Raw genomic sequence first — 23547 nt, 5'->3', positions numbered from 1 at the left:
GATCGCAATTGACCGCAATGTACACCATCCTTTTGGATAGGCGAGTCAAGTTGAGCCTCCTATGGTATCTGATGGGCTTTGCTGAACGCGAGAAAGACGATGGAGAACCTCAATAATTGGCAGTTGCATGAGTTGAGCTGGAGTCAGATCCAGCTTTTTTAATATCTCGGTGCCGCATAACTGCTCGATCGTCATCATCAAGTCGAGTTCTCCCCGCCCCTGAGCCTCGATCAAATCTGAGTTAGAGCGACCGATGAGATCGGCGATCTGGCTAAATCCCTCCCACCCTTTGCCGGTTACAGAAACATTGTGCCGCTTCTTTTCCTCCCCTTCATACGCAAGCTGCCTGCCTTCACGGTTCAAATTCGCCAAAGACTTTGGGTTGCGGTGCTTTCCCCTGCCGTCGCCAGTGCCAGCTTTACCAGAACCCGACTTTTTCCCAGCCATCACTAAAACCATACGAGTTCTCCTCATTATCCAGCTTCTCGGATCTGGCGCAAATGGCATCTGCACAACGCCTACATCTACGGTCGATAATTTTCTAGCTAAAATCATCCAATTTTTACACACTTTTCTGAAAAAGAGCGTTGTTTTATCAACATAGTGTGTATAATATAGATAAGATAACAGAGCAGCAGAGAGCGCAACTGCTTCAAGAGCGCCCGCCACTCTTCCCAGAGAGTATGACCCGTGAAAAAGGGGAGCGACACCCCGGCGGACGGACTGAAGAAACCGCTTGGCGGAACAGCAGAATACAAGCGCTTTGTTGCCAGTGCCCTCAAACACAAAAAAGAGAGCACTTCACCAGAAATGCCCGACCTTAGAATTAGAAAAGGATGTTCTGAGTATGTCATTTATCGCTGACTGTTGCTTGGCTGATCGGGATCAACGAGATCAGCAAGTTTTGGAAGCCATCGAACCCGACTTCTACGAAGGCAAAGCAGATTTTGCTTTCGGGAAGATGCCGACACAACCGAATAATCAAGTTTACATGGATGGCTGGATGAGCGCCCTGCGCGAAGGTGTTCGCTTTGAGGGAGAGATTGCAGTTTACCCAGAAGGAACGTACAGAGCGAATGCAACAAGCGACTTGAACAGTGCAATTTTTGCAAACGTTCCGTTCGTTGAGTTTTAGAGCAGCAAACCAAGGAGGGGCGCTATTGCCCCTTCTAGTTCACCTGAATCAGGAGCTTTTAGCGATGGCAAAAGTCGTCAGCCCAATCAGCGCAAAGGTTGAAGTGGTCGGAAAGTTGAAGGACGGGGATTATGGACCGTACCGCTCCGTGCTATTTCTAGATCAGTCTCAACCCGAAGGATCAGAAGCAGCCAAGATATGGAAGTCTTTGAGCGATGAAGAGACAAAACCCCTACGCAAGGGAGTAATAGTGCAACTGATTCCAGCAGGGAGTGATAAGAACGGCAATGTCAAACATAACATTGTGCTGCTGGACACTCAAAACACTTCTCCACCCACTGCGAGTGCTTCAACTACACCACCCGCTATTCCACAGCGACCCGATGCACCACCGCTTTGGACAGATGACCAGAAACGTCAGCTATCGGCTGCTGTATGTGATCATGCTGACTTATTTCGGTTTTGTTTGGAAACTGTAAAAGGCAAAATTAACGATCTCGCCGATCATCGAGATCACCGAGCGATCGCAACCACAGTCTATCTGCAAGTGCTGCGGCAAGAACCCACAGCAGCAATTACGCCAGAAAATGCTCTCAAATCACAAGAGTAGCCATGTTAACAATAAGCACAACAACCAGTAAGCCTCTGGCAACGGATACTTCTATCCAACAATTGGTTAGGGTTCTAGAAAAGGCTAAAGACTCTACGGGAACACCAATCACAACAGAAGAAATCCCGATCATCACCGATCAAATACTGGATTGGTTGCTCAAACATCCAGACCTTGAAGCGAGAATTCAAGAGTGCCTGGATGACATTCGCTTCAAAGTTCGATAGTTGCACCGCATCAACCAGAGAGCCGTTTTTTAGCTCTTCCTCTATCCCTGACTGGATTTGTCTACATGAAATTTTTTGTTTGGCTGACGATCTTGATCGTCGGCATGAAAGTTGCTGCAGGTAAGTCAAGCCTGCACATTCACCCTCATCACAGCGAAGTTCCTGACCGAGACCCATTGCGAACTCGCGTACTGTCTAGACCTAAACGAAGAAGGGGTAAATCGATGGAACCGAATTTGAATCAACACGCACTGAAAAAAATGTCGGATGCCCAACGGGAAATGGCACAAGCATTCAGCCACTACCAACAATTGCTGAACGCTGTTGAAACATCATTTGCTGCATTCCAGGAGGCAAGCAACACCAGCATCAACCAAAATTGTCTGCAATACCAGGTGATTGCAGATGAGTTGAGTGGGGCTTACGGTGAGTTATTCGGAGCGCTGAGATTGCTCATGGTGCCGTTTAATCATCCCAGAGTTTCAACCATGATTCGCGCTGGGCAAGAACAATCTGCCCGTGAACAATAAGCCTGAATGCTGTTCATTACAAATCGATGTTCCTGGTAGAGAGTCCGCCTACCAGGAACAGTCATTTAGAGGAAATACAGTCATTTAGAGGAAATACAGTCATTTAGAGGAAATACAGTGACTACAACCCTACCCAAAATCAAATTGACATTATTCCAGCTAGCCGTCTTACGACAGCACTACAAGCCTCAACAGGAAATTTCCACCCAAATAACTCCCCAAGAAGATGTGTATGGGTTGTTGGAGGAGTTGGGAAAGCAGAAACTACTGCAAGCGATCGCGTTGATTCCAAACAACCCCCAGTTGAGCTACGAGCAAGCAGGAATTCAGTTAGCCATATTGGATCACTTCCACGCACATCCAGAGCATTTTGAATTCCTGAATCAAAAGACATTGAACACACTTAATGAGGCTCCAGAAATTCTGTACGCCGATGGAGAGAAAGCACTCATTACGATTGATAGAAAGTGCTATCGCTACGAGAAAGACACAATTTTTGACTGATTCACATTGCAGCAACATCCCGATTCAAAAGATGTTACTGCATCACCCTTCACTTAAAACTCATTGTGATGCAAGAACTTAACCCAGTCGATCGCCAAGTCATCTATCAAGCCCTGGATGCATTTCAACAGGTACTTAACTGGTGCTATCAGATCGACGATGACGATTCACGAGTGCCTCTCGACATACTCGATGCTGCACATAAGTCAATCAACGCAGCAACAGTCCGATTTCAGCCGGAGAAGATAATCATGACGCAACAACCTCTTAATCCTCAATGGGCTGAGGAATCTGTACAAAGATCCGAAATAGTTGTAGCGCTGGTCAGGCATTTATACGAACAGGGAATCCTTCCATCACCTGAACCCAATTGCGAGGAAAACGAAGACTTTCCATTCGTGCTTGCTGCCGTCCGATACATCGCCTTTGCGAAAGTAGAGAGCAAGGCTGATTTATTCCAGTCGATGAACAAACAAATATGGCGATTGTCCTGGCTGTTAGGCACGATCGCGTATCAGCTTCAACGAGTTAATGCTGATTGGGCAACATTACACGATGCCAACATCGAGGCGCTGGTCAGCAGTAGTGCCACAACGACAGCCTTTGACGATAAAGAAGTGCTGCTCAGTGTCGCCTCCTGCCTGAACTACTGGATCAAAGGCGAAGCGTTTCGGTCAATCTCCTTCCGGTTTAGCAACCTCTTAGAAGTGGTGTCGCACATCGCCACCGCAATCAACAACATTGATGAACCATTTTTGCAGTGAGGAAGATTTCATGACCGCACATATACCAACTCTACCAGGTATTCCTTACAAGCAATCCTCTGTATACCTTCACCCACCCCAAGACACGTTGAGAAAGGCAGCAACTACGCTAGAAGGATTGTTAACCAGCCTTAGTTTAACTGAAGACGGCAAAGCTTTTTTAGCCTCTCCACCTCAAACTGCATTGCAAGAGCGTGTTTAGCAACGGCTTCAGGACCTAGAGACGGTTGACAGGAACATTACTGAGGCAATGGAAAAGCTGATCAAGTCGGTAGAAGTTTTGCGGAGGCTATCGTCTTCAAAACCGCCCATGCAAGCGAAATCAGGAGCAAACTACGATGCCTGATCTGGCAAATTTAATGAATATTGCCGCAACGATATGCGAGTTAGAAGTTTCCATGCAGATTGAGGCAGATCATTCTTCCATTCATCAGCAAGACTGGGAGGAAGCGATCGCCCACCTACAATCAGCAGAAACCCTTGTCCTTCATTTGCTTGCAGCAAAAAGTCAGAGAATATCGGACTCAACGACTCAAAAGCCCAGATTTCAACTTCTCCAAGGGGGATTGGAAGGCGAGCCGCAAACGAGACCCAGAGACATCCCTTTCTAGCCCTCACATTATCCACAACAAGGCAAAACGTGCCAAACCTGCTGCTTCTGCTTCGTACCAATGAACCCATCAATTTCTTGGAGAACGTTCAATGCCCATGAACTACACTCTTTCAATTGGCGATATCGTCAAGCTCAAAGATCCGTATCGACCAGAGGAATGGGCACACCGCAAACCAAAGACCTAGCGGGGATTCGAGTACGGGATCGTGGTTGAAATTGTCTCGACGCAATTCACGGTCAACGGCGATCTCTACGGCAATACCCAGATTCCTCGAAATGTGTCTTTACATCTCTACGAGGCTTCTGGGCATTTATTCATCCTTCCTCAATGGATTGAGAAGAGGTTGATGATTCCTGAGTATGTGGATCATCACATTTCTGAACTGATCCTCTACAAAATTGCCACTGAGACTGGCTATGTTCCAGTCGCCGATCCACCCAACTGGGATAAGTGTATGGGATGAGGAAATGAGCATCCTGAAAGAATTTGAGTATCAAATCAGCATTGAGAAACTTGACTCTCAGGTTCTCAATACATCAGGACTGGGGCACAAGCGGAGACATCGCATCGCTCCAGTCTTTTTCTATAAAGCCTCGCGTGAGAACCCCGGTCTTTCAAGCCGGGGATGAAACGCAGCAGCAACCTTGAGGTTGCGAGTTATTTCCCCTTTTGCCCTTCAATATATTTTCTGACCGTTTCAGTTGAGACATTGCCTACACTTCCCACAAAGTAGCTGGGAGTCCACAGAGTAGGAAGTTTTTTGAGTTCTGGGAACTCCAATCTCAAGTGATGTGATGCTCTTCCTTTGACCTTATTCATCACTCCGCTAGCTGAATCAGTCGGCTTGATGTTGAGCAGCAAATGAACATGATCAGGCATCACCTCAAGAGCAATAAGCTTCCATCGATGCTCTACAACCAATTCAAAAATGATTTCTTGCAGCCGTTCCGTAATCTTGCCAACCAATACCGCCTTACGACGCTTAGGGATAAACACAAAGTGCAGATTGATTAGAGAGACGGCGTTACCTTCGTGCCGATACTCTAAATCTTCCTTCGATAAACTTGCTATAACGCAACCAGTTTGTTGATGTGTTTTGTATAATCAACATAGCGTATAGATAGAAAAGGCGTTAAGTGTTTGGATGCCAGCAGTTAAGTGTTTGGATGCCAGCAGGTTTTAATTAAGCCTGACAAAGAACTGAAAGCCGTTCTGGAGTTTATTTGTGGAGAGTCTAACAAGCTGCACAATTGCGCGGTTTACTACGCTCGTCAGATGTACTTCAAGGCTAGGGTTTACGTTCGTCCGTTTGATCTAATCAACGAACTGAAGCGAAATCCTCACTACGGAGCGTTGTGCGCTCAAGCGGCTCAACAAACTTGTGGGGCGGTCGGTGAGTCAGTGAAATCTTTCAAGGGTTTAATCAAGCTGTTCCGAGAGGGCGGTCTAGAACACAGACCCAAGTTTCCCAACTACCGCACAAAGGACGGGCTTCATTTGATTGCCTACCCTAAACAGGCTCTAGGCAAAAAGTTGATTGATGGTCAAATCTCAATTCCACTAGGGCAAAAAGTTCAAACTTGGTTCGGAGTGAAGAATTTCACAATTCAGATGCCATCGAACCTAGACTACGCAGTTGTTCGAGAAGTTAGAATCTTGCCTCGCAATGGTCAGTTTTATGCTGAGTTTGTCTACAAAACCGAAGCTGTGTATTCAGATGTTGACCCTAAAAAAGTTTTAGGGATTGACCACGGGATAGATAACTGGCTGACTTGTGTAAGCAATGTTGGAAGCAGCTTCATCGTGGATGGCAGACATTTGAAAGCGCTCAACCAGTGGTACAACAAGCGAGTTTCAACCCTGATGGATGGCAAGTCTAACGGGTTTTGGTCGCATCAGTTGGCGCGAATAACCGAAAAGCGGAATCGACAGATGCGGGATGCGGTCAATAAAGCGGCTCGATTGGTCGTTACCCATTGCCTAGAGAACAGAATTGGCACCGTCGTTTTTGGCTGGAACAAAAGGCAGAAAGACTCAGCCAGCATGGGAAGAAAGACCAATCAGAAGTTTGTGCAGATTCCCACGGCTAGACTGAAAAAACGGATTGAGCAACTGTGTGAGCAGTACGGGCTTCAGTTCGTTGAAACCGAAGAAAGCTACACGTCTAAGGCTTCATTTATTGACCGTGACTTCCTGCCTACAATCGGTGCAAAACCCGATGAGTGGAAAGAATCTGGTAGACGAGTTAAACGTGGCTTGTACCGAACGGGTCTACAAAATTGGTATATCAATGCAGACTGCAATGGTGCTGCCAATATCATCAGAAAAGTAGCGACGATGTTAGGGCTTGACCTTAACGGAGTTAGTAGGGGCGTTTTGACAGCGCCTTTGAAAGTTCGCTTATGGACTCTTCAAGAATCCCCGCGTCTTTAGACCGGGGAGTGTCAACAGCCACCCCAAACGTCTCAATACCGCTTCTTTAAAGGATATTTCGTCCCATGCCCTGAAGTCAGGATTTTGGATGCCCAGACTTTTCTAACCTGCTCCGGAGCAAATCAAGCACCTGTTCACCCAACTGTTTATCCTGCTCCAGTAATCGCGCCGTCGCCTCAACCCAATCACTGACGGACACATCGTGTTGATCGGACAACTGGCGCAAAACTTCCCATGCTTCATCGGTCAAACCGAAGACATGCTCTTTCTTGACGCTACCCCACCGGGGAAGGGGAACGCGGCGATTGCCTTCAAGATTGCGATGGGAGTTGGGGTTACTCCCTTTTCCGCGATAGTGTGCGATCGACATGGCGGCTCTAATACATTTGCTCTGTTAACTTCACCCTAAAGCATTTTACAAACGCTTGACATTCTGACAAGAAAATCTACCCATAAGTAGTACTATTGTATTGATATTTCTTGGATACCCTGGTATTCTTAAGAAAGGCTTGATACCTCCCTCTAACCTGCTTTTCCTCACATTTAACGGCGATCGCATTTATCCCATCCCTGCAATCTTTTCGCCCCACCTATACTCACAGCTTGTTTAAGCCAGACTGCATCCAATTCAGTCCTCGTTGCCACATCACAAACCCACCCATTTCTTCGAGGAGCCATACCATGTCTCACTTCTCCGATATTCGGACTCAACTCAATCACCCGCAAGCCCTTGTCAAGGGTTTACAGGCAATGGGATTTGATGTGCAAGCGGTAACACTGACCCCTGAAATGAGCATTAAAGACATCCAAGCGGCTGAGATCGTCTACCACAATAGCTACGGAGACTCTCGCCGTGCCCATGTGATTGCACGTCAGCGGCAGTTGATGAACAACCGCACCGCGATCGGCTTTCTTTGGGATGCCGTTGCCAATCTCTACACCCTTCAGTGTGACCCATATGAAATTCGTCATAGTCAGTTTGGGCGAGAGTTTGACTATACCCAACTACAAGATGCCGCAATTAAGATTTTGCTCAATCAGCAACTTCAGATGGAGCACGATCGCGCTGCCGTACTGCTGAAGTTCCCAGCGAATCAGTACACCATCACTGAACAACGAATTGAGAACAAAATTACGTTGACAATCAAGCCAAAACAACAACTTCAAACCATTGGCAGCGCCATTTAAGGGTCATTCTACCAATTCATTTATCCTTGAGAACAACTATGCAAACTCCCACAATTATCATCACTCTAGAACTGGGTCAGTCCATCAAAACAGAAGTCAAAGGAGTTCAGGGAGAAGGCTGTAAAGCGCTGACCAAACCATTGGCAGAACTGGGCACAGTGGAGAAATTCACTCCCAAACCAGAGTTTTATGACCAGCCCATTGTTCAGACCAATACGTTGACTCAAAGTCTGTAGGAGAGTTGCTCAATGCCCTTGGATATTTCCCTGATCAGAAACCGCTTGGATGCCGCTTCGGGCGTGCTTGCAATTAACAGTCCAAACGCCGTTGAAGATGAACTGGTCACTAAATTACTCCTAGAAGTTGCCCAACCGTTGGAGTACAAACCCTACTACTGGAACTTGAGCAAATCATTGCGGGAAGTCAGCCTCACCCGTGATAAAAGCGGCAAGATTACGGGCATCAAGAAAACTCCAGTCCCAGACTACACTACCGATAACCCAGTGACCGGGCTGTTTCAGTTTATTCGCGACTGTAAAGATCATGCCCTATTTTTGATTGCCAATGTGCAGGAGTTTCTGCCGGGAGGAATGCAACCGAACGTCTTTGTTCTACAAGATCTGATTGACCTCTGCCGGGAGATTAAGCGATCAGATAAGCGCATCATTCTGTTGGGCGATCGCCTGCGGTTGAGCCATCACTTTGATGGTGCGATTTTTGAAATTGATAATCCCCTACCGACTGAGGCGGAGCGGGAAAGCAACCTGGAATTTCGACTCGCTGATATTAAAGCCCAGTCCAAAGGCAAGGTGAAATTCAATCTATCGAACCAAGGGCGGCAAAATCTGATCCGAGCGATGGGCGGGATTACCAAAGAAGAAGCTGATGATTTGTTACTAGAAGCCGCGATCACTGATAAGGCGATCACCGATGGCACTGGAGAATTTATCAAACTTCGCCGCAGCGCTAAGTTGCGAAAGCGAGGAGTTGATATTCTCGAACCCCCTCCAGTCAAAGCGGTTGGGCTGGGGAACTTAGACCGATGGCTGGAGCGCAAGGCGAAGATGTTTAGCCCCAAGGCACAGGAGTATGGGCTGGATCTGCCCAACGGCTGTTTGATTGTGGGACCACCGGGAACGGGAAAGACGTTGACAGTGAAGAATATGGCAGCTACTTGGGAAATGCCAGTTTTCGTTATGAACATTGGACGCATGATGGATCGACATGTGGGCGGTAGTGAGGAGAATATGGATCGGTTTTTGAAGGAGATTGAATCTCAGACAGGTATTCTGTTTATTGATGAATTAGACAAGCAGTTTGCCGCGATCGCCGTCAATGCCTTGGGCGGTGATGGTGGTACCAGTCAGCGAATGTTTGGCACGTTTCTGCAATGGCTCAACGATAAACGAGAAAAGCGCATCCCGATTTTTGTCGCGGCAACTGCGAACCGGGTGGATCATCTGCCTTCCGAGTTCCTGCGCGATGGTCGGTGGGATGCCAAGTTTTATGTGGGCTTACCTCGTCAGAAAGCCAGAGCCGAGATTCTGAACGTCCACCTGGAGCGCCGTAAGATTGAGTTGTCAAAAGACGCGATCGCTCGAATTGCCGTAGCAACCGATGGGTTTAATGGGGCGGAACTAGAGCAGTTGGTGATTACCTGTGCTGAAGCCGCCTTTATCGCTGATCGTCCCGGACAGGTGAGCCTGGACGAGTTGATTGAGGCAGCAATGGTTGCCCCGGTGCAGAGCCGTAACCCAGATGAGCAAGAGAAGTTGCGTCAACTAGAGGATTGGGCGCGGCAGTCTGCCATTCCTGCCTCCCTGGAAGCCGATGAAACAATAGAAACAGCAGAATACAGTTCCGATCGCCGCGCTCGATTCTAATACAAGTTTAGATTTTGGGTTTTGGAGTTTCAGCTATGACAACAAGGACTCGTCCCGATTTAAGTAAGGCAATCCGCACCGTCAAACTCATTTGTGTCAATGCCACCACCAATAGTAATAAGCAGTGGGCAGCCTGGGTACTATCAGATGGCACTTTGTATGTAGAGTACGGGCGGGTCAACTACGCTCAAAAACCTCATGTCTATTCCTGTCGTTCGGTGGCGCTGGCGGACAACAAATTAAACCAGCTCCTCGCTGAGAAGCGCAACAAAGGGTATCGCCCAGTGCAGGTGGAAGACCAACCTCAGATCTTCCTTGACTTCAATCAGTTAGGCAGTGACTATGCTGAGACAGTTCGAGAAAAAATTGACCAACTGGCATCAATGGCAGAACCTGTAATTAACCATACGGCGATACGGTTTGATCGAGATCGCGGCGTGTTTGTGACGCAGATGGGCACTGTCTCTCGCCAAACCTTGACTCAGGCGACGATGGCGCTGCAAAAAATCAAAGCCAGTCTCAATGGAACGATTCGGCGTGGCTACGAAAGCTCACCCTACTTAGATGCAGTTGAGCAGTACTTAAGTACTGTCCCTTTGCCTATTGGAATGAAGCTTGAAGCCCGTCAGGTACTGGGAAACCTAGATCAGATCACTCAGCAATTTGGGATGTTGCAAACTTTAGAAGGTTGCCTGGGCAAGGTTGAAGAAATTCGGATAATGATTGAGCAAGCGATCGCTGGGGGTGGGGCGGTCGGCAGTGATGAACGTGCTCGCTGGCTAAATTGGGGAGCAACAGAGGAGATAACTGAAATGGAAGAACAAACTGCTTTGGCGGCGGATGAGCGTGCTTGTTGGGTTAGATGGTAACTAAACATCAACTTTTCAAGCGGGGACAACTTTTTTGGCGGCATATAGACCTCCCCCCAGGCTCTGCCATTTACCCTCCTTCTTACCGATAGAAAGAATGCTGGCTAATGACACTTTCGCTCGCTTAAAGTCTGAAGCAGAGAGGCTGCCGTACATTTGACTGAGCAGTTCATTTAGGTGCAGTGGCTTTGTCGTGCTTTCTAAAATTTGATTCACTGCGTCGGTGAGAGTTCTTCCCTCAAACTTGGGTAGCAGGAGTTCCCGAAACTCCTTAGTCTTGCTCGACTTGTCTTTTTTCAGGGTTGATTGATTGGGAAGGTTCGCTTTTTTTGCTGTCGAGGTTCTGGTTTTACCAGCAGTGACTGATTGAGCTTTAGGCTGCAATCTCGAGGAGGTAATTTTTGAGCCTTTGGGGTTGGGTTCCAATTGGGTTGGAGTAGGAGTCGTGGCGATAGGACTTTCAGTAGGGGAATTAAACTCAGACACAGCAGTTTCATTGAACTCAGCAGAACTCGCAAGGTCATTCGAGAGTTTTACGGCATTGCTGGTTGGAAGTATTGTAGTTTCTACTAGTGGAGATGGGGATTTTCCAGTACCCGCAGTCATTGCGCTCTGCGCTTGGGAGGTAGTTGATTCCAGGGCAACTAATTCGGAGAGTAGAGCCTCGACCCCTTGTAGTTGAAGCGTCTTTTGCTCCACCTGTTGATTGATCCATTCTAGTTCTCCACTCAAGTGGTTTTTTACTTTCTGAAGAGATGAAATAAATGCGACTGCATCAGCTTGCGGCAAGGATTGGAGGTAAGAAGACGTTGAAATTTCCACAACTGGAGTCTTGAAACGATGAGTATTCCGATTCTATGCTGAACTTGTTAAAAAGCAGCAGAATTTGAATAGTGAACCTTCGATGTAAACAAGGAAGCCTTATGCTGTGAAGCAGAGGAAACAGATCTCGTAACCCATGAATCAAACTCAAGCGCATCCCAAGGTGGTCGTCGTTGGAGCCGGGTGGGCTGGCTTAGGAGCCGCGTATCACCTGGCAAAGCAGGGATACAATGTCACGCTCTTGGAAGCAGGCGGCTATCCGGGCGGGTTGGTGGCAGGGTGGAAAACGGCACAGGGACGCTCGGTTGAAGCAGGCATTCATGGCTTCTGGTATCCTTACCGCAATATTTTTGCCCTGGTAAAGCAACTGGGCTTAAGTCCTTTTACCGATTGGACGCGCTCCTCTCAATATTCGCCAGCAGGCTTAGAAGTAGAGTCGCCGATTTTTCAACAGGAACCCCGGCTACCCACGCCATTAGGTACCTTCTTGTATACCCAATTTAAGCGACTACCCTTGAGCGATCGCCTCTCTGCCCTACCTTTGCTTTATGCAATGGTTGATTTTGACAACTCCGATGCAGCATGGCGACGGTACGACCCGATCACGGCTCGTGAACTCTTCAAACAATTTGGCGTGTCTGCACGGCTTTACAAAGAGTCGTTTGAGCCAATGTTGCTGGTGGGCTTGTTTGCACCGGGAGAACACTGCTCAGCGGCGGCAGCCTTGGGAATGCTGTACTACTTTATCCTGGCACATCAACCCGATTTCGATGTGGTCTGGTGTCGTGGCACGGTGGGAGAAATGATTTTTCGCCCCTGGGTAGAGCAACTTGAGCACGCTGGTGGACGGGTACTTACACAACGTCGAGTTACCGATGTCGTCATCAACACTCCAGAGGAAGGGGGAAATGCCAAACCACAAGTGACTGGCGTGGTATGTGGGGAAGAGAGATTTGAAGCAGATGCGGTGATTTTTGCAGTGGGTGTCATCGGAATGCAGAAGATTGTCAGTAGCAGTTCGACGCTGCGGCAGTTCCCTGAGTTCTGCAACCTGATGAATTTGGGTGCGATCGATGTTCTGGCAACCAGGCTTTGGTTTGATCGCAAAGTTTCGGTGCCTTTGCCGTCGAATGCCTGCTTTGGGTTTGATGCCACTACCGGATGGACATTTTTTGATCTCAACGCCTTGCACGACGAATGGAAGGATGCACCGGGCAGTGTAATTGAAGCTGACTTTTACCATGCCAATCAACTGTTGCCGATGGATGACGAAGACATCATCGCTAAAGTACACCATGATTTAGCAACCTGTGTTCCCCAGTTTCACGATGCCAGGGTGATTGATAGCAGTGTTATCCGATTGCCTAAAGCGGTAACGCACTTTTCTCCTGGAAGCTATCAGTACATGTTGCCTAGAAGGACGAGTTTTACCAATGTATTTATGAGTGGGGATTGGATTATTACTCGTCATGGTTCCTGGTCGCAGGAAAAAGCCTATGTAACTGGGCTTGAGGCTGCAAATCAGGTGATTGAGCGCTTTAGCATAGGGACACCTGCCCAAATTATTGCGGTTGAACCGGATGAGCCTCATATCGACCTTGCCCGTAATGCCACTCGTGCCATCAGAGATACGCTCAGCCAGTTTCTACCCACTCCCTGGCTTCCTTAAACTAAAGCGATATCCCATTAATGGACAGCAACACTCGCCAAGCAAAACTGCGGCAAAAGCTGCGGCAACTGAAGCAGCAGCATGACACCCAGTTTGCCAAGCAGATGATTGAGCAATTAGGGATTTCAGGCGATCGCGTAACCTGGCGACTGCCAGATGATCAGCAGGCGAACGACTGTGGGGAGTGGTTGAAGCGATCGTTCCCCTGGCAGTGGTCGCAAATTGATTGGGCAAACGTTCCCGGCAGTATTTGCTATCCGTGTCAAAAAGAGCCGCAGCTTGTAGCAGCGCTCGAGCAACTTTGCCAGCAGTTTCAATTAGGCAATCCAATGGTGACAGTGATCTGGTTCAACGCCCGCAATCCCATTTTGCAGATGCAGCTATCGACGGTGCAGCAGAACGCTCTTGCCGTGTTCAGCCACGACTGGGATACCTGGATTGGGTCACCTCAAGCAGGGTGGTGCATTGAGTACCATCATGAAGGAACGATTTGCTTTGGGTACGGCGCGATCTCAGATGGAGCTGCTTGATGGAAGGGGAGTCATCCAACAGAAAACTCGGTGTAGTGACGCATCATCGGTGGATCAAAGCCCAAAACAATATCGTGCTTTGGCACGCCTAACTCAACTAACTTGTTCGCAATGCCAACTTCTGTGCCATCCTGTTGAATCCAAATCTTGCCATCAATAACATCAAGGTGCAGAACCACACCATAGACCCGCTTTGATCCGCGCCAACCCACATAGACCAATTGGTAACGATCTCGTTCAGTATCAAACAGAGTTTCGGCGTGAATGCGCTCATCCCAAACTGACTCGGCATGTTGAGTCAGCAATTGCCGAATGGACTGGCGGTAAGTGTCTAGTGTAGCTCCGGTTGCCAACGTTCAATTACCTCCCGCTCAAGATCGTAGCTTAAAAGATTAAGCTGATTTTGCCCAACAAGGTCTTGGATGAAAGACGTTGCGAAAAATAGTTCGTAAATGCTACTGGGTACTGCCAAATATAACATTCGTTCTGGTTCCTGAATTTGTAGAGCCGCACGATAGGCGATGAACTGTCCAAGCGCACCATAGAATTGTGAAATCTTTGATGGTCCTAAAAAGCTTTTGATTTCAACTGCAATTTTTTGCTCTCCTCGCTGAGCGGCAACGACTTTCTCGGCACCCAGGTCGATCGCTAAGTCAAAGCTACCTGCTTGAAGAGGATAGGGTTGACATACTCACCGGGCTAAAGCCGCGATGATTCTTGACGGATCAACGGGAATTGCTACCGAGGTAGTCTTACGCTCCCTCACCGTTTGTTTAGAGTCGTGGCAATGCCCTATCCCGACTTTTTCGATATTCTTGGATGCGTTCTCGTCTCGATCATGGGTTGAGCCACAATTGATGCATTGAACGGTTCTAACTTTCAGGTCGAGTTTGCCCCATCGAAACCCACAATCAGAGCAAATCTGAGAGGTTGGCTCCCATCGGTTGATTACCCGAAAGTCTCGACCGTAGCGAACCGACTTGCCATCGCAAAACGTTCTGAACATTGACCAACCTTGCAGACTAATTGCCCTAGACAACTTGCGATTCTTGACCATACCAGAGATATTTAAGTCCTCTAGCACGATGATCTGATTCTCCCTAACCACTTTGGTAGAGAGCTTATGCAAGAAGTCTTTTCGCTTGTCTGCAATCTGGTTGTGCAGTTTGGCAATCTGCAACCGAGTGACTTCTCGACGCTTAGAACCGGGCTGCTGACGGGCTAACTTGCGCTGCTTGCGTCTGATTTTGCGGTCTAACTTAGAGTAGTCCGGTGCTTTAGCGCTCTCACCATTGCTCATAAATGCAAAAGTCTTAATCCCTAAATCAATTCCGATGCTTTGGTTCTTGGCATGGATTTGAATAGGTTCAACTTCTACAACAAAGCTAAGGAAATATCGATTAGCTGCGTCTTTAATGACCGTGACAGAGCTAGGCTCTGATGGCAATTCTCTAGACCAAATAGGCGACATCTCGCCAATCTTGGCAAGATAGACTGAATCGCCTTTGATTGAAAAACCACCAATTCTAAACCGCGCTGATTGCCTCCCAGTCTTCTTTTTGAATCTGGGAGTCCCAACCTTTTTCCCTTTCCGCTTGCCCTTAAGCGAGTCGAAAAAGTTTTTGTAGGCAACTCCCAAATCAGCCACAGACTGCTGCAACGGAATATTGGAAACGGTTGCTAACCATTCCCGCTCAACCGTCTTTTTAGCTTGAGTGATGACCAACTTTTGCAAGTCGTTATTACTCGGCAGCTTCTCAGACTGCTTGCAGAGCGCTAAGGCATCATTCCAAACTACCCGCACACAACCAAACAACTGAGCTAAGCTCTGTCGCTGTTGGCTGGTTGGATAAAATCTGTACTGATACCGGGCTTTCATGGTCTGCGCTTCAACTATGCTAGAATCATTGTAACGCATTTTGCATTACAAATGGGGACCTTAAATCTTAGATTGCCTGAGTCAGAACTTGAACTGCTACAAGAGTTCTGCGAGATGACAGAGAGAAATCAAACTGATGTTATTAGGAGTTACATCAGATCTTTAGAAGAGAAGATCAACCCCAAAAGGATAAAGCCAGCAACAATCACCCCTTACTTACTCCCCTCTGTCCCACTGTCAAAATGGCAAATGGTTCAGCAAGTTTCCTGCGTGTATTTTGTGATGGATGACGAAGAGGTCATCTATATTGGGAACGCTCAAAATCTTTATGAAAGGATGACTGGCAATCACCACAAAAGGGCATCGCTTTTGCAGGAAAATCCTAGCGCTAGAATACATTGGATTGAAAGAATAAAATCTAGTAGGGTCGATTTTGAGAAAAAATGTATAGCCCGTTTCAAGCCTAAGTACAACGTTAGCCCCAGTTCTTAATCTGCGTGGCTAAATATCGTCGGTCTATATTTACGGCTGAAAGCCTTGATTTGATTGAAAAATCGTTTCGTGAAGTCGCTGAAAAGATGAACTTCCAGATTCTTGAATTTAATGGCGAAGGAAACCACGCACACGCACTGATAGAGTATCCTCCAAAGCTTTCAGTTTCTCAGATGGTTAATGCTCTCAAAGGGGTATCGAGCCGTCGTTACGGACAAGCTGGATTGCCAAAACCACACAAAGAAGCACTCTGGAGTCCTAGCTACTTTGCGCTTTCAGTTGGAGGAGCGCCATTAGAGGTTCTAAAGGAATACATTAGAAATCAAGAAAAGCCGTCCTAAAGGAGCGGGGCTTGAATCCCATACCTCCGGTCATGAGTGATGAGCCACCCATCTTTCTGGAGGGCAGTAATAACAATCCCGTGAAAAGCATCTTTGGCGGACACAGCGACAGATTATTGACTAAACCACTACAAACCCTTCTCTATTTTGGTGCAACTTCTTAATTTCGGCAGATTTTAAGAGCTACAGGTATTGGCGATTAGCAACTTGTTAAAAGAAGCAATCTGCAATCCAGCCAACTTGATAAGCATCCAACTTGTTTTGAGCCGTTGAATCGGTTGTTGGAGCCAGCGGCATCGGGTTAATCGATTCATACCACACGACCCCATCACTTTTGATTCTGTGCCCTGTTAGCCAAATGGTTTGTCCAGACTCAACAGCGCCCAAAATTGCATTGGAATCTAGCGTCGGATACTGCCTGAAGTTTGCCCCGCTGCTAGGTGATCCATTGCAATAGGCAGGAATCTGATAGGTTCGATAAGAATCTTTCCATCGACTACCGGGGTTACCAGATGCACTTAGGGATGGATTGGCTTTGGGCACATAAGGAGTCAGTTCAGAATTAGGGATGGTTATCTGCGGACTTATTTCTCCTTGTGTTGGATGATTAGTCAAAGGTAGATGACCAGACCCATAAGCACCTCTGGACTCTTTTGTATTGGCATAAAACGCAACTCCAGCCACACCTACTACCACAAGACCTGCCATGGTCAGTAGCGAGTTGAATAACTGCTTTCCTCGTGCTGATGAAGTGCTGTTCGTCATCATTGACCTCCTTGTTAGGAGAAAGAATGTCCACTGAGAAATGAATACTAAAGTTGTTCAAAACGCTTTAGCTAAAACTTACTGATTCAAGTCTGTTATCAGTTTCTCGACTAAATTCTTGACTCCTCCTTTGCCGTTGTAAGGCTTGGAGTGCGGGTTAATAGCTTTCCCCCAAATTGCCGTGCAAATCTCAAACGGCTTTGTGTACCCTTGACCCATGAGTTGAGTAATTCGCCCTTTGGCACTCTCGAATAACCTGCCTGGTTTTGCCGTAGAAGACCAGGGCAAAACATGCAGACTATCTGTCTCAGGTGCGACATCACTCGTAGGAGTTGCAGGGAAAGAAGGAGAGGATTGATCAAGGTTTGCAGCGGAAGTGACATCTGCATTTTGAGGGTTAAATGGCGGCAAAACCTTACCATCCTCCCCAAGCCTCTCAACCTCCCCAACTTGGTCAACCTGGTCAAAACCTGCTTCCGGTGGGGGGATATCCGAGGAAGATCTGTCAACCTCATCAGGTTGCCAGTCTTGATCCTCACTAAAACCTTGATCAACCTGCCCCAAACTGTTATCTGAGGAAGCTTTTAGGTCATCTTGAGAGCTATCTTCACCCTGGTTAAAGCCCAATCCTTGGAGTAACTGTGCCACTTGTTCAGGAGGAAGGTTGTTCAGGTAAGGGAGCTTTAAATCAAACTCACCCTTGGGGGAGTTCTCAACCTGATCAACCTCAGAGTCAGCAGAGGGATGAGACGAATCAAAGGTTGTCTCAACATGAGTCTGGTCATCCAGATTAATCGTATCTAAGTCTTCATCTCTGATAGTTCCATTTACAGGTTCTGGTTCAGATAAGTGGGAGATAGTAACGCCATTGACGGCATAGGTGCCAGGAGTAGGCATGGAAGCAATAAAGGGACGTTTTCCAGGCATTTTAACCAAACAAAAGTATGAATCGCCGCGTGCAACCCGCAGGTGATATTGAGCCAACCAAAACTCTTTATCAGTGGAGCTAACTTTGCCTTTCAATTCCTCATCCAAAGCGCGAGGAATGTTCTCGCCGATGAAGATGTTGACGGACTGATCGAAGTCATCTCGGTTGAGTCCTAAACGGCTACACAATGGGGATTGTGCCACGTATAAAACCTTCAGCCCTTTACCTTTTTTCTTAGTCAGCCCACGCCCCAGTTTCAAGCCTTTCCGCAACATCCGCGCCAGGTTTCGTTGCATCGAGAGTTGCCCGCGTCCAGGGGGATCAATGTCATCTCGCAATCGAGCTTCATCCATCAAGATTTCGGCTTCATCAAGGGCAAAGAGTTCTGCTGGAAATTCTCGAATTGCTCTCCCTGCATCCTTATCCAACCGCGCTTGAATAAAGCGAGAATCCACTAATCGCTCCAGCTTGCCCACCCCAACTAAGCACTCCTCAGCTCCCTTAAAGTTCGGTTGAAAGGTCGTCCATTCGGTAAAGGGATATTTGGGATCAGCTAGAGTGACGCTTAACGTGCCAAACACGGCTTGCAGCGACCCAACCAGGTTATCTGCCAGGGCAGATTTACCAGAGTCAGTCGGTCCAGTAATCCGAAAGTGATTGCCTATTTCTGCGACCACCAGCAGCCAATCGGGTTCCGCTTCAAGGACTTGCGGTTCTTTCGCCCGTTTACGCTCTTGGGCTTGAGCTTCCCAATCAATTCCAGAGATGTCGATCGCAAGCTGAATGCCGCCATAGACCATCTCTGCTTGGGGTTTAGAGGCACAGCCATTGACGACATTCTTGATGCCATCGAGCAGCTTGGTTTGAATCAGCTTAAAGGCATCGACTAGATTAGTAATGTATTCCGGTTCATCGTCACCCCGGTTCTGGTTGAGCACTGGATCAATCGGGAGAATAGTGAAGGTGAGGTCAAACTGGTTGTGAGGCTTGGGTTCCACCACAGGGCGCTTGGCGATAATGCCATGCCGATAGAGCAGGTCAATCACCTTATCTGCCAATAGTTCTTCGTGGGTGGCACCGGGCGTTTTATCCGGCTGCTTGAGCCTGTACGCCTCGGTCATTGCCTTATTTGCCAGAGCCGAATAAAGCTGTTCCCGCTCAGACCACAATCGCTCAAAGTTTGCCATCATCTGGGCTTCAAGCTCTTTGAGCCTTGTCTCTTCTGCCAGCACCCGCTGCTCCAGTTGTTCTTCAAATGCCAGTTCGAGATCGCGTAATGTCTGTTCCCGCGATTGAAGCTCCTGGAGATGCTCTTGATATTGCTGGGCAAGACTGGTTTCTAAAGTCACTTCTCGTGACTCTAGAGCCTCTTTTTGCTGGGTTAAGGACTGTCTTTGTTCCGCTAGCCAATGGTCCAGTTGCTGGTGCTCTGCTTGGAGTTGCTGTCGCTCAAGTTCTAACTGCTCCTGCTGGCGCTGGAACTGCATTTCTTTGAGGGCAATGGTGTCTCGCTCCTGATTCAGTTGCTCTAGTGCCGCTGCCTGCACCTGGGTCAACTCCAGATTTAAAGCCTCTACTTGATGTTGCCACAGGGTTGCATCCCCTTGCGAGTGCTCCATCTGGGTATGGAATTGCCCAAGCTGTTGCTGGTGGCGGTAGGTCAACTGATCTACTTGCGCTTGAGCGGCGGCAAGATACTGCTGATGAATTGTTTGCCGATCATCTTGATGCTGAAGTTGCAGCTGATACAGGTGGCTTTCGTATTGCTGCTTTAAGCGAGTTGCGGTCGTGGTAATAGCCTCCTGAACCTGCATCTCCAGGCTATTTTGCAATTTTTCTTCCTCCTCCTCAACCTTGCTGTACAGAGCAACGGCGGCAAACGCGGACGTTAAGCCGCCCCATTGCAACAGATTCCAGAACCAACGGTTGTTTGGGTCAGATGGAATCACAAAGGTAAAAACAGCGGCGATCGCCAGTGCCGTTAACCCATGCGCGGTTCGTTTGAGGTAGCCGGCATCGGGTTCTGACGGAGCGATCACAGCAGACGCACCTTCATACCGGGTGTTCTCATTAGTCGTCGAGAATTCCGGAGGTGCGCCACCATAAAACTGATCAACCATATGAACCTCGCGTTGGCTTGCATTGAAAAGAAAGACAGGTTAGCCAGGGAGCATGAATTGCCAAAGACTGAGGGCAAACCCTGCTAAACCTGCTGGAGCATAGAGGTTGAGGGAGGTTTGATAGTCTCTCCAAAATCGGCTTCCCTGAAGCACCGTGGAATAGAAAAGCATCAGCCCACCCAATAAAGTAACCAGGAAAATTGCCAGGTTGGGCAGCGGGAGTTGTGATTCCAAAATCCACTGCACCAGCGTCGTGCTGCGGTTTAGCAAGAAGAAGGTGGCAACGGCGATCGCTAAGCGGTTCATTAGCACTCCAAATCGTAAAAAGCTGCTTCCAGGCAGAGGTTGAGAAGATCCATCGAGGCAATGGCAAGATGGGGAACAACGGCAGCCCTTATTGAAACAACTGCCGGACATTGCCCTCGAAGCCCCGTTCAACTTTGGTGGCTTTTGCTCCAATCCCTCCAGTGGAGTAGTTGGCAAACTGCGAAATCAACCCGCGCAGTTTCAAGATTTCCTGGTCGTCCAGATTCTTTTGATCCGTCGAATCCACCTTCATCTGCATGGCTGCAAGCTTGGCAGCAATTCCTTGACGATGGAGATCCCATTCAAAGGGAGCCGCTGCTGCATCGTCAAATGCCATTGCCGCTTGAAACCGCTTTTGGATCAGCTTGTTGACGACGATTGAAAAGTCTTGTTTTGTCATTTCAACGCCCACTTCAGCAATGCCAACCTCAATTAGACGTTGGTCGAGCACATGGTAGTCACGAGACAGTTCACCTTGAGCGATCGCCAGCATCACGCCTCGATGTTCGCGTTTGACCTGCTCTAAAGCAACTTGAAACTCAACCTCGGTCAGGTGCCGAATTTGAGGTCGCTTTTGGTATGGCGTGATGGAGGGGCGATGGCTACTGGGTCTTTGAGAGTAGTTCGGTTCTTTCATCACATTAAATTCTCGCTTTGAGTAACATCAAAAGTTGGGTGAATTAAAGCAGCCACCGGACCCCTTGGAGGCAGGGAAGAGGAGGGACGAAAGATAGTAAGCGCAGTTGAGGCAATAATCCAAGCAGCGAAGGCAACTAGGGGCATCCCTAGGCACATCGCAAAAATCAGCGTGGGTAAGTCTACCCCATCGAGCCAGAGTTCAGCACTTTGCCGCCATCCCTGGCTTTCGTTGACTACGGCATTTGCCACTTGAACTTGAGCGATCGCGTTGCCTGTCGCTTGGACAGAGCTTTGAGAAGTATCAGCAACCACCTTTTGAGCATTAGTGACTCCTTCAATCAGTTGCAAATCAGACTCTCTTTGCCACTTCAATGCGTCTAGAATCTGCTGATCCTTTGGACTGGTCGGTTCGGAAACCCGTGTTGTAGCAGTGGCAGCATAAACCGCACGCTCAATTTCGGGGCGCAGAACGTTTGCAAGCTCTTGAGCCACCTGTGATCTGGGCAAAGCCTCACCAGGATACATAGACGGCTGATGATTCGCCCGATGAACATCATGAAGGCTCGTCTGGGGAAAACGAGGCTGGAGCATTCCAGGTTGACTAGAATATTCGCTCATCCCGGTGGGCATGGAATGAGCCTGAACCAATGAACTGTGAGGCACAACCTCTATTGGGGAAGAGGTTTGAGGAGTTTGGATCGGCGCAACGTGAGAAGCTTGAAATCCACCAAACGGTTGATGGGTTTGACTCCAGGACATCAAGGCTTGCTTGAATAGCTGCCCTTCAGGAGTTCCGAGCAAGTCTGTGATCGCGTACAACCCTGCGAGGGTTATGAACGTCCGACCCAGTTGTTCAACATAGTGTTGTCCGCTTGTTAGCCATCCCAAAGCTTGATTGAGAGTGGGTTCTCGGTCCACACCAATCCCAAACGCTCCAGCTAGCATTCGATAAGGGAACAAGGCTCCATGCTGAGGATCAAAGATGACATGCTTGATCCAGGCTTGGGGGTCGTATTGAGAATTGAACGTCATGATTTGTCTCCAGAAAGTGAGAGAACACCGCCATTGCTAAAAGCAGGAGGTAGACAGTTGGATGAGCGTTACTTGCCATCTAAAGCGCTAAGGTGCAGCAAATAAGCCGTGAGAGCCTGATTGGTTAGGTCATCAAAACTTTGGGTTGGGTCAGCATCAAGCACTTGTTGCAATCGTCGGAATAAGGGTTCTGAAAGGTTGATTTCAAGAGCGATTGGAGCTTCAAGAGTGGTCGCGGTCATGAGATGCATCCGTTGTAATTTCAGTGAAGGGTTAGAGACGAATTGATGACTCTGCTAGGGGAGAAGCGTTGAGGTGGGCAGTTTTGGGGCATTTGAGGTTTGCGGCAAATAAACAACGCGCCAAGCAAGGGCACAAGTAAGCAGCATCAACGCAGCAATCGCGACCGGTATTAGGCAGTTTGCTGTTGGGGTGGATCGGCGGGGATAGACAGTAAGCCCAGCTTTTTTGCCAACTCCACCCGTGCCGAGTCGGTTGCCTGCATCATGCTGCCCATTTCCGCGATCGCCAGTTCGGTTCCCAACCGAGAGCCTTTTTGAGTGGCATTCTGTTTGAGGGCATCTTCCAGGGTCTGATCGTTGCTGACAAACTGCTGGAGAGTGCTATTCAAGCGGGTAATAGCTTCAGCAAGACGTTGGGTAGAGTCAACCACGGTTAGATTCAGGGGTTGAATCTCCTGCACAGGGAGCGGTACGTCAGACTCTCGCAGGGTAATTGCGGCGGTTGTCGGAGGGTCGGCAGCTTGACTTTGAGACGTAGAGGCGTGATACGCGGTGACCAGATCAGGGTTTTGCTCCCAAAGCTGGGCTTTCCAGGCTTCAAAGGGTAACTCAGAGGTTCGATACCCACCCATCAGTTCGATGCAGAGTGGGGTATACCGCTCGTCAGGCAGTTTCAAATCGGTTTCAGTAAACCACGGGCAGGCATCTTTGACCTTTTGAAACCATTGCTGAACTGATTTGCGAGACACCCCGTAATACTGGGCGATCGCTTTTGTGAACTGCGGCTCGGCTGGTCGCCAAAGGCGAGGGTGAGCATTCGTACTACCTTCGTGAGAAGTGACAGGGGAAGTCTCAGCCACTTCGCTCAAGGCTTCTGGGGTTGGTGGCAGATCGAGTTCCAGCGAAAAGGCGATCGGCTCTGTCATCGGCTCAACTGCTGATAAATCAAGGTGTTCAGCCATATTCATAATTCCCTAAAAAGAACTAAATGAGAAGTGGGTTGATTCTTACCCAAGTTCCTACGA

General features: G+C 48.3%; 35 protein-coding genes. 18 read left to right on the top strand and 17 right to left on the bottom strand.

Going from position 1 to position 23547, the window contains the following annotated elements:
• Nucleotides 1–45: 45 nt before the first annotated feature.
• Nucleotides 46–459 (bottom strand): hypothetical protein, encoded by a 414-nt coding sequence (locus JOY44_RS26245; protein WP_203032185.1) that lies wholly within the window; start codon nt 457–459, stop codon nt 46–48.
• 231 nt (nt 460–690) lie between these two features.
• Here JOY44_RS26245 and JOY44_RS31200 point away from each other — a divergent pair, with 231 nt between their 5' ends.
• From JOY44_RS31200 to JOY44_RS26210, 8 genes are all read left to right on the top strand, one after another.
• Nucleotides 691–864 carry a hypothetical protein gene (locus JOY44_RS31200; RefSeq protein WP_171576504.1) on the top strand — a complete coding sequence of 58 codons (174 nt, stop codon included), beginning with the start codon at nt 691–693 and terminating at the stop codon, nt 862–864.
• Entirely contained in the window at nt 848–1135 is a 288-nt protein-coding gene (locus JOY44_RS26240) for a hypothetical protein (protein WP_171576503.1), read from the top strand. Before JOY44_RS31200 ends, JOY44_RS26240 begins: the two co-directional genes overlap by 17 nt.
• 25 nt (nt 1136–1160) lie before the next feature.
• A complete protein-coding gene (locus tag JOY44_RS26235; protein ID WP_171576502.1) occupies nt 1161–1745 on the top strand; it encodes a hypothetical protein in 585 nt (194 codons plus the stop codon).
• 2 nt (nt 1746–1747) lie between these two features.
• Nucleotides 1748–1972, top strand: a complete 225-nt coding sequence (locus tag JOY44_RS26230; protein WP_171576501.1) for a hypothetical protein — start codon at nt 1748–1750, stop codon at nt 1970–1972.
• Between the two features lie 65 nt (nt 1973–2037).
• Nucleotides 2038–2502, top strand: a complete 465-nt coding sequence (locus tag JOY44_RS26225; RefSeq protein WP_203032184.1) for a hypothetical protein — start codon at nt 2038–2040, stop codon at nt 2500–2502.
• A 117-nt stretch (nt 2503–2619) separates the two neighbouring features.
• Entirely contained in the window at nt 2620–3006 is a 387-nt protein-coding gene (locus JOY44_RS26220) for a hypothetical protein (protein ID WP_171576499.1), read from the top strand.
• A 68-nt stretch (nt 3007–3074) separates the two neighbouring features.
• On the top strand, nt 3075–3770 hold the full coding sequence (locus tag JOY44_RS26215; RefSeq protein WP_171576498.1) for a hypothetical protein: 696 nt from the start codon (nt 3075–3077) through the stop codon (nt 3768–3770).
• Between the two features lie 10 nt (nt 3771–3780).
• Nucleotides 3781–3972, top strand: coding sequence for a hypothetical protein (locus tag JOY44_RS26210; RefSeq protein ID WP_171576497.1), 192 nt, complete (start codon nt 3781–3783; stop codon nt 3970–3972).
• A 131-nt stretch (nt 3973–4103) separates the two neighbouring features.
• Here JOY44_RS26210 and JOY44_RS26205 read toward each other — a convergent pair whose 3' ends face one another.
• On the bottom strand, nt 4104–4298 hold the full coding sequence (locus JOY44_RS26205) for a hypothetical protein (RefSeq protein WP_203032183.1): 195 nt from the start codon (nt 4296–4298) through the stop codon (nt 4104–4106).
• Between the two features lie 291 nt (nt 4299–4589).
• Here JOY44_RS26205 and JOY44_RS26200 point away from each other — a divergent pair, with 291 nt between their 5' ends.
• Nucleotides 4590–4847 (top strand): hypothetical protein, encoded by a 258-nt coding sequence (locus JOY44_RS26200; RefSeq protein ID WP_171576495.1) that lies wholly within the window; start codon nt 4590–4592, stop codon nt 4845–4847.
• Between the two features lie 194 nt (nt 4848–5041).
• Here JOY44_RS26200 and tnpA (JOY44_RS26195) read toward each other — a convergent pair whose 3' ends face one another.
• Nucleotides 5042–5455, bottom strand: coding sequence for an IS200/IS605 family transposase (gene tnpA / locus JOY44_RS26195; RefSeq protein WP_171576603.1), 414 nt, complete (start codon nt 5453–5455; stop codon nt 5042–5044).
• A gap of 87 nt (nt 5456–5542) precedes the next feature.
• On the opposite strand from tnpA (JOY44_RS26195), the gene JOY44_RS26190 reads away from it, so the two are divergent.
• A complete protein-coding gene (locus tag JOY44_RS26190; RefSeq protein WP_171576494.1) occupies nt 5543–6817 on the top strand; it encodes an RNA-guided endonuclease InsQ/TnpB family protein in 1275 nt (424 codons plus the stop codon).
• 76 nt (nt 6818–6893) lie between these two features.
• Here the strand turns inward: JOY44_RS26190 and JOY44_RS26185 are convergent, their stop codons facing one another.
• Nucleotides 6894–7187: a hypothetical protein gene (locus JOY44_RS26185; RefSeq protein WP_171576493.1), complete on the bottom strand. Its 294-nt coding sequence runs from the start codon at nt 7185–7187 to the stop codon at nt 6894–6896.
• 173 nt (nt 7188–7360) lie between these two features.
• Nucleotides 7361–7495, bottom strand: a complete 135-nt coding sequence (locus JOY44_RS32545; RefSeq protein WP_281063345.1) for a hypothetical protein — start codon at nt 7493–7495, stop codon at nt 7361–7363.
• 3 nt (nt 7496–7498) lie between these two features.
• On the opposite strand from JOY44_RS32545, the gene JOY44_RS26180 reads away from it, so the two are divergent.
• From JOY44_RS26180 to JOY44_RS26165, 4 genes are read left to right on the top strand one after another with little or no spacing between them, the layout of a single operon-like run.
• On the top strand, nt 7499–8005 hold the full coding sequence (locus JOY44_RS26180) for a hypothetical protein (protein WP_171576492.1): 507 nt from the start codon (nt 7499–7501) through the stop codon (nt 8003–8005).
• A 38-nt stretch (nt 8006–8043) separates the two neighbouring features.
• Nucleotides 8044–8241: a DUF2997 domain-containing protein gene (locus JOY44_RS26175; protein WP_171576491.1), complete on the top strand. Its 198-nt coding sequence runs from the start codon at nt 8044–8046 to the stop codon at nt 8239–8241.
• A gap of 12 nt (nt 8242–8253) precedes the next feature.
• Nucleotides 8254–9888, top strand: a complete 1635-nt coding sequence (locus JOY44_RS26170) for an AAA family ATPase (protein ID WP_171576490.1) — start codon at nt 8254–8256, stop codon at nt 9886–9888.
• A gap of 35 nt (nt 9889–9923) precedes the next feature.
• Nucleotides 9924–10757, top strand: coding sequence for a WGR domain-containing protein (locus tag JOY44_RS26165; RefSeq protein WP_171576489.1), 834 nt, complete (start codon nt 9924–9926; stop codon nt 10755–10757).
• Nucleotides 10758–10772: 15 nt separating this feature from the next.
• On the opposite strand, the gene JOY44_RS26160 is transcribed toward JOY44_RS26165, so the two are convergent.
• Complete coding sequence (locus tag JOY44_RS26160) at nt 10773–11579, bottom strand: hypothetical protein (protein WP_171576488.1); 807 nt, start codon at nt 11577–11579, stop codon at nt 10773–10775.
• Between the two features lie 136 nt (nt 11580–11715).
• Here JOY44_RS26160 and JOY44_RS26155 point away from each other — a divergent pair, with 136 nt between their 5' ends.
• Together JOY44_RS26155 and JOY44_RS26150 are read left to right on the top strand one after the other, a co-directional pair.
• Complete coding sequence (locus JOY44_RS26155; RefSeq protein WP_171576487.1) at nt 11716–13248, top strand: FAD-dependent oxidoreductase; 1533 nt, start codon at nt 11716–11718, stop codon at nt 13246–13248.
• 20 nt (nt 13249–13268) lie between these two features.
• Nucleotides 13269–13778 (top strand): hypothetical protein, encoded by a 510-nt coding sequence (locus JOY44_RS26150; RefSeq protein WP_171576486.1) that lies wholly within the window; start codon nt 13269–13271, stop codon nt 13776–13778.
• Between the two features lie 11 nt (nt 13779–13789).
• On the opposite strand, the gene JOY44_RS26145 is transcribed toward JOY44_RS26150, so the two are convergent.
• From JOY44_RS26145 to JOY44_RS26135, 3 genes are read right to left on the bottom strand one after another with little or no spacing between them, the layout of a single operon-like run.
• Nucleotides 13790–14131: a XisI protein gene (locus tag JOY44_RS26145; RefSeq protein WP_171576485.1), complete on the bottom strand. Its 342-nt coding sequence runs from the start codon at nt 14129–14131 to the stop codon at nt 13790–13792.
• A complete protein-coding gene (locus JOY44_RS26140) occupies nt 14110–14418 on the bottom strand; it encodes an element excision factor XisH family protein (RefSeq protein WP_242541903.1) in 309 nt (102 codons plus the stop codon). The genes JOY44_RS26145 and JOY44_RS26140 overlap by 22 nt, the downstream gene beginning before the upstream one ends.
• A gap of 51 nt (nt 14419–14469) precedes the next feature.
• Nucleotides 14470–15657: an RNA-guided endonuclease InsQ/TnpB family protein gene (locus JOY44_RS26135; protein ID WP_171576484.1), complete on the bottom strand. Its 1188-nt coding sequence runs from the start codon at nt 15655–15657 to the stop codon at nt 14470–14472.
• A gap of 51 nt (nt 15658–15708) precedes the next feature.
• Between JOY44_RS26135 and JOY44_RS33095 the strand changes: the two genes are divergently transcribed.
• The gene (locus JOY44_RS33095; protein WP_171576483.1) at nt 15709–16149 is read left to right on the top strand and encodes a ribbon-helix-helix domain-containing protein; all 441 of its coding nucleotides are present in this window, start codon (nt 15709–15711) and stop codon (nt 16147–16149) included.
• A complete protein-coding gene (gene tnpA, locus JOY44_RS26125; protein WP_171576601.1) occupies nt 16149–16490 on the top strand; it encodes an IS200/IS605 family transposase in 342 nt (113 codons plus the stop codon). Before JOY44_RS33095 ends, tnpA (JOY44_RS26125) begins: the two co-directional genes overlap by 1 nt.
• On the opposite strand, the gene JOY44_RS26120 is transcribed toward tnpA (JOY44_RS26125), so the two are convergent.
• From JOY44_RS26120 to JOY44_RS26085, 8 genes are all read right to left on the bottom strand, one after another.
• Complete coding sequence (locus JOY44_RS26120) at nt 16487–16594, bottom strand: element excision factor XisH family protein (protein ID WP_171576482.1); 108 nt, start codon at nt 16592–16594, stop codon at nt 16487–16489. The genes tnpA (JOY44_RS26125) and JOY44_RS26120 overlap by 4 nt on opposite strands.
• A gap of 106 nt (nt 16595–16700) precedes the next feature.
• Nucleotides 16701–17258: a hypothetical protein gene (locus JOY44_RS26115; protein ID WP_171576481.1), complete on the bottom strand. Its 558-nt coding sequence runs from the start codon at nt 17256–17258 to the stop codon at nt 16701–16703.
• Nucleotides 17259–17333: 75 nt separating this feature from the next.
• Nucleotides 17334–20303: a hypothetical protein gene (locus JOY44_RS26110; RefSeq protein WP_171576480.1), complete on the bottom strand. Its 2970-nt coding sequence runs from the start codon at nt 20301–20303 to the stop codon at nt 17334–17336.
• Between the two features lie 39 nt (nt 20304–20342).
• Nucleotides 20343–20609 carry a hypothetical protein gene (locus JOY44_RS26105; protein ID WP_171576479.1) on the bottom strand — a complete coding sequence of 89 codons (267 nt, stop codon included), beginning with the start codon at nt 20607–20609 and terminating at the stop codon, nt 20343–20345.
• An 88-nt stretch (nt 20610–20697) separates the two neighbouring features.
• Nucleotides 20698–21246 carry a DUF2252 family protein gene (locus tag JOY44_RS26100; RefSeq protein ID WP_171576478.1) on the bottom strand — a complete coding sequence of 183 codons (549 nt, stop codon included), beginning with the start codon at nt 21244–21246 and terminating at the stop codon, nt 20698–20700.
• Nucleotides 21246–22280, bottom strand: coding sequence for a hypothetical protein (locus tag JOY44_RS26095; protein WP_171576477.1), 1035 nt, complete (start codon nt 22278–22280; stop codon nt 21246–21248). The genes JOY44_RS26100 and JOY44_RS26095 overlap by 1 nt, the downstream gene beginning before the upstream one ends.
• Nucleotides 22281–22348: 68 nt before the next feature.
• Nucleotides 22349–22522: a hypothetical protein gene (locus JOY44_RS26090; protein WP_171576476.1), complete on the bottom strand. Its 174-nt coding sequence runs from the start codon at nt 22520–22522 to the stop codon at nt 22349–22351.
• Between the two features lie 170 nt (nt 22523–22692).
• Entirely contained in the window at nt 22693–23484 is a 792-nt protein-coding gene (locus JOY44_RS26085; protein WP_171576475.1) for a hypothetical protein, read from the bottom strand.
• Nucleotides 23485–23547 lie beyond the last annotated feature (63 nt).

Origin of the sequence: Leptolyngbya sp. Cla-17 (assembly GCF_016807185.1) — a bacterium.
Classification (GTDB): Bacteria; Cyanobacteriota; Cyanobacteriia; order Leptolyngbyales; family Leptolyngbyaceae; genus ULC077BIN1.
Note: the sequence above shows the minus strand (reverse complement) of the source record. Positions and strands in the feature narration are given on the sequence as shown.